Annotated in this window: 12 protein-coding genes; 8 read left to right on the plus strand and 4 right to left on the minus strand. The window is 40.3% G+C overall.

Annotated elements, in window-relative coordinates; translation table 11 throughout:
- The first annotated feature begins 205 nt into the window (after positions 1-205).
- The 4 genes from I6E11_RS06345 (at position 206) to xylE (ending at position 5,404) form a co-directional block, all read left to right on the plus strand.
- The gene (locus I6E11_RS06345; protein WP_235337118.1) at positions 206-928 is read left to right on the plus strand and encodes an NUDIX hydrolase; all 723 of its coding nucleotides are present in this window, start codon (positions 206-208) and stop codon (positions 926-928) included.
- 17 nt (positions 929-945) lie between these two features.
- Positions 946-2,427 carry a xylulokinase gene (locus tag I6E11_RS06350; RefSeq protein WP_235337120.1) on the plus strand — a complete coding sequence of 494 codons (1,482 nt, stop codon included), beginning with the start codon at positions 946-948 and terminating at the stop codon, positions 2,425-2,427.
- A 65-nt stretch (positions 2,428-2,492) separates the two neighbouring features.
- Positions 2,493-3,809 carry a xylose isomerase gene (gene xylA / locus I6E11_RS06355; protein WP_235337122.1) on the plus strand — a complete coding sequence of 439 codons (1,317 nt, stop codon included), beginning with the start codon at positions 2,493-2,495 and terminating at the stop codon, positions 3,807-3,809.
- 116 nt (positions 3,810-3,925) lie between these two features.
- Entirely contained in the window at positions 3,926-5,404 is a 1,479-nt protein-coding gene (gene xylE / locus I6E11_RS06360; RefSeq protein ID WP_235337124.1) for a D-xylose transporter XylE, read from the plus strand.
- Between the two features lie 372 nt (positions 5,405-5,776).
- Here the strand turns inward: xylE and I6E11_RS06365 are convergent, their stop codons facing one another.
- Positions 5,777-6,568, minus strand: a complete 792-nt coding sequence (locus I6E11_RS06365) for a M48 family metallopeptidase (RefSeq protein WP_235337127.1) — start codon at positions 6,566-6,568, stop codon at positions 5,777-5,779.
- A 195-nt stretch (positions 6,569-6,763) separates the two neighbouring features.
- Between I6E11_RS06365 and I6E11_RS06370 the strand changes: the two genes are divergently transcribed.
- The 3 genes from I6E11_RS06370 to I6E11_RS06380 are packed head-to-tail and all read left to right on the plus strand — an operon-like array spanning position 6,764 to position 10,084.
- The gene (locus I6E11_RS06370) at positions 6,764-8,257 is read left to right on the plus strand and encodes a 4Fe-4S binding protein (RefSeq protein ID WP_235337129.1); all 1,494 of its coding nucleotides are present in this window, start codon (positions 6,764-6,766) and stop codon (positions 8,255-8,257) included.
- Between the two features lie 16 nt (positions 8,258-8,273).
- The gene (locus I6E11_RS06375; protein WP_235337132.1) at positions 8,274-9,650 is read left to right on the plus strand and encodes an aldo/keto reductase; all 1,377 of its coding nucleotides are present in this window, start codon (positions 8,274-8,276) and stop codon (positions 9,648-9,650) included.
- Between the two features lie 20 nt (positions 9,651-9,670).
- The gene (locus tag I6E11_RS06380) at positions 9,671-10,084 is read left to right on the plus strand and encodes a DUF1893 domain-containing protein (protein WP_394800109.1); all 414 of its coding nucleotides are present in this window, start codon (positions 9,671-9,673) and stop codon (positions 10,082-10,084) included.
- A 4-nt stretch (positions 10,085-10,088) separates the two neighbouring features.
- Here the strand turns inward: I6E11_RS06380 and I6E11_RS06385 are convergent, their stop codons facing one another.
- Positions 10,089-10,892, minus strand: coding sequence for an MBL fold metallo-hydrolase (locus I6E11_RS06385; protein ID WP_235337134.1), 804 nt, complete (start codon positions 10,890-10,892; stop codon positions 10,089-10,091).
- 186 nt (positions 10,893-11,078) lie between these two features.
- Here I6E11_RS06385 and I6E11_RS06390 point away from each other — a divergent pair, with 186 nt between their 5' ends.
- A complete protein-coding gene (locus tag I6E11_RS06390) occupies positions 11,079-12,419 on the plus strand; it encodes a cobyrinic acid a,c-diamide synthase CobB (RefSeq protein WP_235337135.1) in 1,341 nt (446 codons plus the stop codon).
- Between the two features lie 101 nt (positions 12,420-12,520).
- On the opposite strand, the gene I6E11_RS06395 is transcribed toward I6E11_RS06390, so the two are convergent.
- Together I6E11_RS06395 and I6E11_RS06400 are read right to left on the minus strand one after the other, a co-directional pair.
- Positions 12,521-13,498: an SPFH domain-containing protein gene (locus I6E11_RS06395; protein ID WP_235337136.1), complete on the minus strand. Its 978-nt coding sequence runs from the start codon at positions 13,496-13,498 to the stop codon at positions 12,521-12,523.
- 41 nt (positions 13,499-13,539) lie between these two features.
- Positions 13,540-13,974 (minus strand): NfeD family protein, encoded by a 435-nt coding sequence (locus tag I6E11_RS06400; RefSeq protein WP_235337137.1) that lies wholly within the window; start codon positions 13,972-13,974, stop codon positions 13,540-13,542.
- Positions 13,975-13,980 lie beyond the last annotated feature (6 nt).

Here is a 13,980-nt window from a genome sequence, read left to right on the forward strand (position 1 = left end):
ATATAGTCTGCTATTGTTATTAAATTTACGTAATTTACATATTGTATTTTTTATGAAAAGGTTATATGTGGATATTGTATTATCTATGATATGTATTGTGTTGAAAATTAATATTGTATGATTGAAATATTTTTTCTTCTATTTCTTGCATAATTCGAAATAATGCTTTTTATTTGCACTCGGAAAACAGATAAACACATATAATATGGAACACAAAATGCCTTTGGCTAACAATCACATTTCAGTAGACTGCGTAGTCGTAGGGTTCGATGGCGAACGTATACGTGTACTCCTTGTAAGACGTATTGGCGAAGACAGTGGAGAAGTCTTTCATGATATGAAATTGCCGGGTAGTCTTATATATATGGACGAAGATTTGGATGGAGCTGCCAAACGTGTTTTGAACGAACATACCGGCTTTAAGAATGTAAATCTTATGCAGTTCAAGGCATTCGGTTCTAAAGATAGAACAAAGAATCCTAAAGATGTCAGATGGCTTGAAAGGGCAGAAAAGGCAAAAGTGGAACGTATTGTAACGATAGCTTATCTTTCTCTGGTTAAAATTGATAGAGCGCTAAATAAAAATCTTGATAATTTCCAGGCTGAATGGGTCCCACTGGATGAAATAAAAGATTTGGCTTTCGATCATAATCTTATAATAGAAGAGGCGATGAAATTCATACGTCAATATGTTGAATTTAATCCTTCATGCTTGTTCGATTTGTTGCCAAGAAAGTTTACTGCACTACAGTTAAGGGTTTTATATGAAGTGTTGTATGGTAAACAGATTGATGTAAGGAATTTCCATAAAAAAATAATGATGATGGATTATGTGATACCAATGGACGAGTTCCAGCAGGGAGTTTCGCATAGAGCGGCAAGATACTATAGGTTCGATAAAAAAATATATAATAAAACAAGAAGGTAATCTAAAACTATAATAACATGTATTTATTAGGATATGATATTGGTAGTTCGTCAGTAAAGGCGAGTTTGGTTAATGCCGTTACAGGCAAGTGTGTGGCTTCTGCTTTTTATCCAAAAACTGAAGCAGCTATCATAGCTGTAAAACAAGGATGGGCAGAGCAGGAACCTTCAAACTGGTGGGAGAATCTAAAACTTTCCACTAAAGCTATAATGACAGAGTCAGGTGTAAAGGCTGAAGATATCAAGGCTATAGGTATTTCATATCAGATGCACGGACTCGTATGCGTAGATAAAAATCATAATGTGCTTCGTCCTGCCATTATCTGGTGTGACTCAAGAGCTGTACCGTATGGACAGAAGGCTTTCCAGACTTTAGGTGAAGAGAAATGTTTGTCTCATTTGTTGAACTCTCCTGGAAACTTTACAGCGTCAAAGCTTGCATGGATAAAAGAAAACGAACCTGAGATTTTCGAGAAGATATATAAGATTATGCTTCCTGGCGACTATATCGCAATGAAGTTGACAGGCGAAATATGTACTACAGTGTCAGGATTGTCTGAAGGAATGTTTTGGGACTTCAAGAATAACTGTGTAGCTGACTTCCTGATGGATTATTACGGTTTCGACAAGTCTATCATAGCAGATATCAAACCGACTTTCTCGGAACAGGGTAGAGTTACGGCTCCAGCAGCAGAGGAATTAGGCCTTAAAGAGGGTATACCTGTAACATATCGTGCTGGTGACCAGCCTAACAATGCATTGTCATTGAATGTGTTCAATCCTGGCGAAATTGCATCAACAGCAGGTACATCAGGTGTGGTATATGGAGTAAACGGAAAAGTAAACTACGATCCAAAATCAAGAGTAAATACATTTGCTCATGTAAATCACACTGAGGAACAGACACGTCTTGGAGTGTTGCTCTGTATAAATGGTACAGGTATCCTGAACTCATGGATTAAGCGTACAGTCGTTCCTGAAGGCGTTTCATATGCCGAAATGAATGACCTTGCCGCACAAGCACCTATCGGGGCGGGCGGAGTAAGCATATTGCCTTTTGGCAATGGAGCTGAACGTATGCTTCAGAACAGAGAAGTGGGATGCTCTATCAATGGCGTGAACTTCAATCTTCATACACGCAATCACATTATCCGTGCAGCACAGGAAGGAATCGTGTTCTCGTTTAAATACGGTATCGACATCATGAAAGGTATGGGTATGGACGTACATAAGATTCATGCAGGACATGCAAACATGTTCCTCAGCCCAATCTTCCGCGAAACACTGGCTGGTGTGACAGGTGCAACAATTGAACTTTATGATACTGACGGCTCTGTAGGTGCTGCTAAGGGTGCAGGAATGGGAGCTGGAATTTATAAAGACAATAACGAAGCATTTGCTACACTTGAAAAACTTGAGGTTATTGAACCAAAACAGAGTGATGCCGCTGCTTATGCTGACGCTTACGGACGTTGGGTAGAATATTTGGAGAAACTATAATAAAAATAAACAATATAATAGATTAATTGTCAACTTTAATATTAACTTTTTAAATTTTGAATATTATGGCAACAAAAGAGTATTTTCCTGGAATTGAGAAAATCAAATTTGAAGGTGTAGAAAGCAAAAACCCTATGGCTTTCCGTTATTATGACGCTGAAAAAGTAGTTTTGGGCAAAAAAATGAAAGACTGGTTGAAGTTCTCTATGGCATGGTGGCATACTTTGTGTGCTGAAGGTGGCGACCAGTTTGGTGGCGGTACAAAATCTTTCCCATGGAAGACTAGTGCTGACAAAGTTCAGGCTGCTAAAGATAAAGCTGATGCAGGATTCGAAATCATGCAGAAATTGGGTATCGAATATTACTGCTTCCACGATGTTGACCTTTGTGATGAAGCTGAAACAATCGAAGAATATGAAGCAAACTTGAAAGAAGTTGTTGCTTACTTGAAACAGAAACAGGCTGAAACTGGTATCAAACTGTTGTGGGGTACTGCAAACGTATTCGGACACGCTCGTTATATGAACGGTGCTGCTACAAACCCTGATTTCGACGTTGTAGCTCGTGCTGCTGTTCAGGTTAAGAATGCTATCGATGCTACTATCGAACTTGGTGGTATGAACTATGTATTCTGGGGTGGACGTGAAGGTTACATGTCACTTCTTAACACAGACCAGAAACGTGAAAAAGACCACTTGGCTCAGATGTTGACTCTTGCTCGTGACTATGCACGTTCTAAAGGATTTACTGGTACATTCCTTATCGAACCAAAACCAATGGAGCCATCTAAGCACCAGTATGATGTTGACACTGAAACAGTTATTGGTTTCTTGAAAGCTCACAACCTTGACAAGGACTTCAAAGTTAATATCGAAGTAAACCATGCTACTCTTGCTGGTCACACATTCGAACACGAACTTGCTGTAGCTGTTGACAACGGTATGCTTGGTTCTATCGATGCTAACCGTGGTGACTATCAGAACGGATGGGATACAGACCAGTTCCCAATTGACAACTACGAATTGATCCAGGCTATGATGCAGATTATCCGTGGCGGTGGTCTTGGAAACGGTGGTACAAACTTCGATGCTAAGACTCGTCGTAACTCTACAGACCTTGATGATATTTTCATCGCTCACATCGCTGGTATGGATGCTATGGCTCGTGCTCTTGAAAATGCAGCTCGTTTGCTCGAAGAATCTCCATACAAGAAGATGCTTGCTGACCGTTATTCTTCATTCGATAGCGGTAAGGGTAAAGAGTTCGAAGAAGGTAAACTTACTCTTGAAGATGTTGTTGCTTATGCTAAGGCTAATGGCGAACCAAAACAGACTAGCGGTAAGCAGGAACTTTACGAGGCTATTGTAAATATGTATTGCTAATATCTGATTAATAAATAGTCAGAACATGGTCGGCGCACGGTTGTCGGTGGTATTTTACCTATGACAGCAGTGTGTCGGCTTATTTCGTTTTTTCATTAATTAAGAATCTTGTTATTATGAATAATACAGAAAAAGGCAGCAAAGCCTATCTCTTTTCCATAGTCCTCGTTGCTGTGTTGGGAGGATTATTGTTCGGATACGATACTGCAGTTATATCAGGAGCAGAAAAAGGACTACAGGCATTTTTTATGGGTGCAAGTGATTTTGCTTATACAGATGCGTGGCATGGCATTACTTCTTCCAGTGCACTTATAGGTTGTATCATCGGTAGTGCCATATCAGGTTTCTTTGCTTCAAGATTCGGACGTAAGAATTCGCTATTCATGGCAGGTATTATGTTCTTTCTTTCAGCACTGGGCTCATACTGGCCTGAGTTTCTCTTCTTTGATTATGGAAAACCTACATATTCATTATTGATTGCTTTTAATTTCTATCGTGTATTAGGGGGAGTAGGTGTAGGTTTGGCTTCTGCTATTTGTCCTATGTATATTGCAGAAATTGCACCTAGCAATATTCGTGGAACATTGGTGTCATGGAACCAGTTCGCTATTATATTTGGTCAGCTGGTAGTTTATTTCGTTAATTTCCTCATACTTGGTGATAATATAAATCCTGTTATTAAAGCAGTAGAGGGTGTAAACCAGATTATTAATCCTGGAGAAGCTGCATGGACTATAGAGACCGGATGGAGACTGATGTTTGTCAGCGAGGCCGTTCCTGCAGGTCTTTTCACACTGCTTGTCTTGCTTGTGCCTGAAACTCCTAGATACCTTGCAATGGTGGGTAAGGACGAAAAGGCATTGTTTGTTCTTAGTAGAATTAATGGTCTTACTCAGGCTAAGGCAATACTTCAGGATATTAAAGCTACAGCAGAAGAAAAAACTGAGAAACTGTTTACTTACGGCTGGACTGTTATATTCGTAGGTATAATGCTGAGTGTTTTCCAGCAAGCTGTAGGTATCAACGCAGTATTGTATTTTGCTCCTCGTATTTTCGAAAGTATGGGTATGGGTAACCCGATGGTTCAAACAGTATTTATGGGTGTTGTAAATATTCTATTTACTTTGCTTGCTATATTCACTGTTGAACGTCTTGGTAGAAAACCTCTTCTGATATGGGGATCAATAGGTATGGCTATTGGAGCATTGGGAGTAGCATTAAGCAACGCTGTGACAGGGCTTCCTGCTATTGTTCCGGTTGTTAGCATTATGATATATAGTGCTTCGTTCATGTTCAGTTGGGGACCTATCTGCTGGGTTCTTATAGCAGAAATTTTCCCAAATACCATCCGTGGCGGTGCTGTGGCAATTGCAGTAGCATTCCAGTGGATATTCAACTTTATCGTTTCGTCTACATTCCTTCCTATGTACAATATGAGTGCCGGAGATATGGGAGTTAAATTCGGCCATATGTTCGTGTATGGACTATATGGAGTGATTTGTGTTCTTGCTGCGGTATTCGTATGGAAAATGGTTCCTGAAACCAAGGGTAAGACACTCGAGGATATGACAAGACTTTGGAAAAAGAATAAGTAATTCAATTATCCGGCATACTTTGTTTGCCTAGAGGTGTAAATACGTACTGTCTTTTTTTATGAAATGAACTGTCGTTTGCAGTGAAACGACTTGTCGTTTTATCAGTCAGCAGATAAAGTGTGATTACGGTCATCAATAAAGCCCTAAAGTTCGCAATGATCTTTAGGGCTTATATTTTTATATGATGAAGCTTATGCTCTATTTGACGACAATTTCATCCAGGAAAATCCATCCGCCTTCTATGTCAACTATTTTAGCATATATCCTTATAAGTCTGGCTGTTAGATTTCTCATGTATGCGAAGTCATGAAATACTACACTTTTTCTGTCGGTATGGATTTCAGTGCTATGTATATCATAGATATTATTGGATTATCTTTTATACTTTTTCAATTCAGGCAATATTTTGTTTATTTCATTTATTCTGTGTGTGTCGCTGGGATGCGTGCTCATGAATTCTGGAACACCTCCTTCTGACTGTGCCGACATCTTCTGCCAGAAATTTACCGCCACTTCAGGATTATATCCTGCAATTGTCATCAATATAAGTCCCATATAGTCTGCTTCAAGCTCGTGTGTTCTTGAAAATGGTAGCATTACACCGTATTGAGCACCTATTCCGTATACTGTTCCGGCTACGTTCTTTACCATAGTGCTTTTTTCTGATAATGCGGCCGAAAGAATTTGTGAACCATATTGAGCTGCTATCTGTTGGCTCATTCTCTCATTACTGTGCTTGGCAACTGCATGTGCCACTTCATGTCCTATTACTACAGCCAGTTCGTCGTCCGATGAAACAAGTTCCATAAGCCCTTCGTATACCACAATCTTTCCTCCGGGCATACAGAAAGCATTTACCTGTTTGTCGGCTACAAGATTGAATTCCCATGAGAAGTTCTTGATTTCGTTTGACATTCCGTTCTGTCTGAGATATTCTTCTGTAGCTACAGCTATTTTCTGGCCTACACGTTTGACCATTGCCGTCTGCGATGAAGATGTTGATTTCCTGGCAGTTTTGATATAATCATTATATTGGGTTAGACTTGATGAAAGAACTTCCGAATCAGAAACAAGTAATAACTGCTTACGTCCTGTCAGTGGTACAGAACCGCAACTCATAAGCAGGCATGATAGAACGTATATAAAGATGTATTTTCTTCTCATAAGATTTATAAAATGATTGTATAGGCAAATATGGTAAAAAAAAATGATTATTCAAAGTGTAGCAATTGCAATTGAATTATCTATAATCGTTCTAATTAATAGTCAGTATTGATATCTATCCGGCATAATTCTTTAAAAATATTCATATTTTCTATACTTTTGTGTGAATATGTATATAAATGACATTATTATATTATGTTGAGAAAAGTTAGACAGATTCTTGCATTAGTGTTTTTTCTTTGTATAACACTATTGTTTCTTGACTTCACCGGGACGATACATTCCTGGTTGGGTTGGATGGCAAAAATTCAGTTCATGCCTGCCTTATTTGCCGTAAATACAGCAATATTGGTTTTCTTGTTCCTGCTTACATTGATATTCGGACGTGTATACTGCTCCGTAATTTGCCCTTTGGGTGTTATGCAGGATGTCATTTCACGTTTTAGTGGAATGCGTAAGAAAAACAGATTCACGTATTCGCCGGCACTCTTTTATTTAAGATATATAGTTCTGGCAATATTCATTGCAGCTTTTTTCCTTGGAGCCGGTTCGGTGGTAGCATTACTGTCGCCATATAGTTCGTACGGGAGAATAGCTTCAAATCTTTTGACTCCGATATGGCAAGCAGGAAACAATATTCTTGCATATTTTGCAGAACGTGCTGAAAGTTATGCCTTTTATTCTACCGAGGTGTGGATAAAGAGTCTTCCTACATTTGTTATAGCTATAGTTACTTTTATCGCAATATTTATTCTGGCGTGGCGTAACGGACGTACTTACTGCAATACTATTTGTCCGGTAGGTACAATCTTAGGCTGTATATCACGTTTCTCTTTCTTCAGAATAGAGATAGATAGGGATAAATGCAAAAACTGTCGCCTTTGTGCCCGTCAGTGCAAGTCGTCATGTATAGACATTAAAAATCATAATATAGATTATACCCGTTGTGTGACATGTATGAATTGTCTTGATTCGTGTAAGTATGATGCTATACATTATGTATCGCGTTTCCGTAAGAACAAAGTGAATGATGTGAAGACCATTAGTCATGCAGAAGCGGATAATTCCAGAAGGGCATTCCTTGCAACAGCTGCCATGATTACTGCAGGAAGCGCATTGAAAGCACAGGAAATGAAAGTAGACGGAGGATTGGCAGAAATTATAGACAAGAAAGTGCCTCATAGAAATACACATATACTTCCTCCGGGAGCGTTGAACAAAAACAGTTTTGCCAAGAAATGTACCGGATGTCAGTTGTGTGTTTCTGTATGTCCTAATCAGGTGCTGCGTCCTTCAACGGACTTGATGAGACTTATGCAGCCTGAAATGTCGTATGAGAAAGGTTATTGCCGTCCGGAGTGTACCAAGTGTTCCGAGGTATGCCCTACAGGTGCAATAAATCTTATTTCACTGGCCGACAAGGCTTCTACACAGATAGGTCATGCGGTATTTATAATGGAGAACTGTGTAGCAGTAAAAGATAAAGTGGAATGCGGAAACTGTGCGCGTCATTGTCCATCAGCTGCCATAAAGATGATAAGCATAGATAAAGAAGACAAGAATGCCCCTAGAATACCATCGGTCAATGTAGAAAGATGTATAGGTTGTGGAGCATGCGAAAACCTTTGTCCGTCACGTCCTTTCAGTACAATTTATGTGGAAGGACATGAACGCCATAGAATGATTTAATAATAAAGATTGTAGTATGGAAAAGAAAAATATAAATCGAAGGGATTTTATTAAGATTGTAGGAATAAGTACAGCTACGGTTAGCGGACTGTTTTATGGATGCGGAAAAGGTAAATCTGATGAGAATACATCTTCAGACCCTACTTCGCCCGTTCCTGTAGATAAGATGACTTATCGTACTTCCGATCGTGGTGACAAGGTTTCATTGTTGGGATATGGCTGTATGCGCTGGCCTACACTTCCATCTCCTGCAGGTGACGGTAATGTGATAGATCAGGATGCTGTGAATGAGCTTATTGATTATGCAATGGCTCATGGAGTGAATTATTACGATACATCTCCGGTTTATGTACAGGGATGGTCGGAAAAATCTACAGGTATAGCTCTTAAACGTCATCCGAGGGATAAATTCTATGTAGCGACAAAGTTATCCAATTTCTCAAACTACACGCGCGAGAATTCCATAAAGATGTATAAGAGGTCATTCGAAGAACTTCAGGTGGACTATATTGACTATTATCTCCTTCATTCCATCGGTAATGGAGGGATGAAGACTTTCCGTGCCAGATATATAGATAATGGTATGTTAGACTACCTTATTGAAGAAAGAAAGGCTGGAAGAATCCGTAACCTTGGCTTCTCATTTCACGGCACACAGGATGTGTTCGACGAAGTTCTTGCCATGCACGACAAGGTTCATTGGGATTTTGTACAGATACAGCTGAATTATGTTGACTGGCGTCATGCTTCAGGCAGAAATGTAAATGCCGAATATCTATATGCAGAGCTTGAAAAACGTAACATACAGGCCATTATAATGGAACCTCTTTTGGGAGGACGATTGTCGAACGTACCACAGCATATTGTTGACAGATTCAAGCAACAGCGTCCTTCGGACAGTGTCGCATCTTGGGCATTCCGATTTGCCGGTACTTGGGATAAGGTGCTGACAGTTTTAAGCGGAATGACATACATGGAGCATTTGCAGGATAATATCCGTACATATTCTCCATTAATTCATCTTACAGACGAGGATAAGGAATTCCTTGAAGAGACAGCACAACTTATAAAGAAATATCCTACAGTGCCTTGCAATGACTGCAAATACTGTATGCCGTGTCCGTATGGTATTGATATACCTGCCATATTGGTACACTATAACAAGTGTGTTAACGAGGGTAATGTACCAAAGTCAAGCAAGGATGAGAATTACGATAAGGCACGTAGGGCATATCTCATAGGTTACGACAGAAGTGTTCCGAAACTGAGACAGGCAAGTCATTGTATCGGTTGCAAACAGTGTATAGAACATTGTCCACAGGATATAAATATTCCTCGTGAACTTCATCGTATAGACAGTTTTGTTGAGTCGTTAAAGCAGAACAAATTATGATTCAATCTTGGAATGGTGAGGTGTCGTCATTGAAAGACGAGTTGCAGAAAGGAGGCTGGTCTTGCGTCATAGGTAATGGCGTTGAGATGCGGACATTCTCACGCAGAGGTGTAGCAGATCTGTATAATATACTTATAAATGAGCCCCAGTTGCTCAATGGAGCTACCATAGCAGATAAAGTGGTAGGGAGGGGAGCTGCTGCCCTTATGGTTTTGGGAAAAGTTTCAAGACTTCATACACACATAATAAGTACTCCGGCATTGAGCTTATTACGCAGTGCCGGAGTAATTACAGATTTTGATATAAAGACAGATTATATTATAAACCGTGACGGTACAGGACGTTGCCCTGTCGAAACATTGTGCGACGGATTGTCTGAGCCGGAAAAGATGTTGCCTCTTATATCAGATTTCCTTTCGAAAATGCGTTCCTGAAATATTATAGTTCGAAAATTCCTGTTGGTGACGTCCTTCTTAATGGAACTACCTCCAGATCTCTTCCTACAATTATATCTTTTGATTTTAAAGCTGTTTCTACTGTCTTCAAAGCCAGTTCAGGGTGATTGTTGTCTTTGCTTAAATGGCATAGCCACAGGTACTTCAGTTGTGAAGGGAAATTGCATGAAATAAATTCTGCCAGTTCCCTGTTGCACAGATGACCATTGCCGCTTGCAATTCTTTCTTTCAGGTGAGTGGGGTATGGACCACTGTCTAGCATACTCTTGTCGTAATTGGCTTCCATAACCAGATAGTCGGAAATACTTACATATTGGGCCACAATGGGAGTGATTCGTCCAATGTCTGTTATGAACGTGAACACTTTGTCGCATATCTTTATGCTGTAACCCACATTGTCAGTCGAGTCGTGCGGAACTTCAAAACATGTTATCTCAAGGTCATTCAGTTTTATAGTCTCACCTTTACTGATAAACCTTTTCATATTGTCTGCCAGCTTCTCTGTCATACAGTAACTTCTTTTTATACCCTCGTGTACTTCTGCTGTTGCATATACGGGTATATTGTGTTTTCCTGCAAGGTGCCCTACAGCCTTTATGTGGTCGGCATGATCGTGAGTTACGAATACAGCTTTCACATCGCCCAGATTCAGGCAGTGATCCTTGAAAATCTTTTTCACTGTACGTATTCCCAATCCTCCGTCTATGAGAATAGATGTGTTGCCGTTGCTCAGAAAGTAACAATTTCCGCTACTTCCGCTTGCAAGGCTTAAAAACTTTATATTCATATCGTTATTTCTTATTTTGTGTTTCAAAACTTTCCATTGTCGGAAAAAAGTTGTGCGAAATTACAAAAAATAGCCTGAAAAAACTATTTCTACCATGATTTTGTAGGTATAGAAATTGTTCGATACTATGCCGAAAAGATATTTTTTGTACTTTTGTATCGGCATTATAAAGACTGTAACACAAGGATGAAACCACAATTTCTGATAGGAGGAGCAACATCGGGGAGCGGAAAGACTATTTTCGCTTTAGGACTTCTTCGTGCCCTGAAGAAACGTGGAATAAAGGTTCAGCCTTATAAATGTGGTCCGGGATTTATGGATACACAGCTGCATTCCATATCTTCAGGAACAGACTCTGTAAACCTTGATTCATGGTTTGCAGGACGTACACATCTTCAATACGTGTACAACAAATATGGCGAGAAATCAGATGTATGTGTGATAGAGGGCAATTCGGCACTGTTCGACGGCTATAGAAGGATGCAGGGGAGTAGTGCAGAGATGTCGCAAGTGGTTTCAGTTCCTGTTATACTGGTTGTGAATGCCCGATCGGCAGCATATTCTGTTGCTCCCATGCTTTATGGTTATAAATTATTCCGCCCTCAGGTGAAAATAGCAGGAGTGGTATTCACTCATGTATCATCGTCTACACATTTTTCGTATCTCAAGGATGCCTGTAATGATGCCGGTTTGAACAGTCTTGGCTATATTCCTTTTGATGAAAGTCTGAAACTCCCACAGCGCCACACAGCACTTACACTGTCTGTACGCTCAGAAATAGAGGAAGTGGCAGAGAAAGCAGCTTATTATGTAGAGCAGAATATCGATATAGACCGTATTCTGAAGATGTGTACACGTATATTCCCATGCGAGTATACTCTTCCATATACATCAGACGTAGAAGGAACAGGTAATTATGATGTAATACATAAATCTTTGAAAATAGCTGTTGCTCGTGATTCTGCATTTAACCTTATATATAAGGAAAACATTGACAGGCTTTCAGCAATTGGACGTATCACATACTTCAGTCCTCTGTACTCCAATAATCTCCCTGAAGCAGATATCATATATATACCGGGAGGTTTCCCTGAAATGTTTGCCCGTCAGTTGCATCGTAGGAAATCATTGATGAAACAGCTTAAGAATTATGCCGACAAAGGTGGAAGGATTATAGCCGAAGGAGGAGGAATGGTGCTTCTGTCGCGTTCGCTGACTGTTCGTGAAGGGGGGAGCGCATACGAGATGAGCGGAGTCATGCCTTTTGGCTGCACAATGGTTGACTCGCATCTGCATACAGGATATCGTATTATTGAAATGTCCGATAAGTTACTCAGAGGACATGAGTTCCGTTTCCTTTCCATAGATACTGAGAAATCTCAGTTACCATCTGATGTGAGAGTTATTCCCGTCAGGAATACGCGTGGAGAAAAAGCAGACTCATACATATATCGTTACAGGAATGCGATAGCCGGTTTTACCCATTGGTATTGGGGAGAGACCGATGTGCTTCGTTTGTGGGATTAAGTTTAGAACCACTCATTTTATAAAAAAACTTGCCCGCATTTAAAGTAAAACGCGGGCAAGTTTTAATTCGAATGCGGGCAAGTTTAAAATTATGTTCGGACTCATCCCTTCAATATCTCCTTAATGCCTCCTAAAGAACCTAGTAGGGAAGTAGCCTCGTACGGTATGTAAACGGTCTTGTTATCCTTTCCGCTTGCCATTTCCTTCAGAGTCTCTATGTATTTAAGTGCAATCTGATAAGATGCCGGATCTGAGTTTGAGCCTTTGATGGCTTCAGCCAGTTTTTCAATAGCTTCAGCCTCTGCTTTGGCCTGAAGTATTTTAGCTTCCGCTTCACCCTGTGCCATCAGAATCTGCGATTCTTTCTGCGCTTTGGCCTGGTTTATCTGCGCTTCCTTCTCACCTTCGGAATAAAGAATCTTCGATGTCTTGTCACCTTCAGCCTTCAGAATTTTTGCACGACGTTCTCGTTCTGCCTGCATCTGCTGTTCCATTGCACGGCGTACACTTTCGGGAGGAGTTATATCCTGCAGTTCCACACGGTTCACTTTCACTCCCCATTTGTTTGTTGCCTCGTCAAGTACTTCTCGGAGACGGGAGTTGATTGTGTCGCGCGATGTAAGAGTTTCGTCCAGTTCCAGCTCGCCGATAATGTTACGAAGGGTTGTCTGAGTAAGTTTCTCTATTGCGTTTGGCAGGTTCTCTATCTCATATACCGATTTGAACGGGTCTGTAATCTGGAAATACAGCAATGCGTTAATGCTGGTGGTTACGTTATCTTTGGTAATCACGCTCTGTTCCGGGAAATCGTAAACCTGTTCACGAAGGTCTATTACATCCGACATCCTTATAAGTGTCTGTGTAGTTCCATTCATTCTGGTTACCACATACCTTGTATAAACCTTCCTCGGTCTGTCGAGAATAGGCCATATGATATTTATACCGGAAGACAACGTACTGTGGTATCTTCCCAGTCTTTCAATAACTTTTGTTTCCCCCTGGCGGATGATTTTAAGCCCCTGCACAGCAAAAACTATTACAACAAGCGCCACAAGCCCTACAATAATCAAAGCTCCCATAATGAATGTGTGTTTTTAGATGTTTATAATAAAGATATTTATCATGCTTTTCTGACGGTAAGTATGATGCTGTCCACTTTAAGAACGACAACTTTCTCACCTTTCATAATATTGTTTCCGTCTTCCGATACAGCCTTCCACCTGTCCCCGTCAATGGCTACGCGTCCGCTGTTTGTTTCCGGTACGATATCTTCCTCAACGATGGCGGTTCGTCCGATAAGAGCTTCCACTCCGCTTTTAGGCGAATCTTTCTTCCTTGAAAGAAATTTGAGCATGAACGGGCGTACATAGATGAATGATATTAAAGTGAAAACGGCAAAGACCGTAATCTGCCATACCAAAGAGTCGGTGAAACAAGATGCCACCGCTGCGCCAACGGCTCCAATAGCTAAACATAATGCTGCAAAACCTACGGTAATTATTTCTATTATTACAAGTGCCAGTGCTATGGCAAGCCATATTTGCCAGATTTCCATAAAATA

This window comes from Bacteroides caecigallinarum, from assembly GCF_021531075.1.
Classification (GTDB): domain Bacteria; phylum Bacteroidota; class Bacteroidia; order Bacteroidales; family Bacteroidaceae; genus Phocaeicola; species Phocaeicola caecigallinarum_B.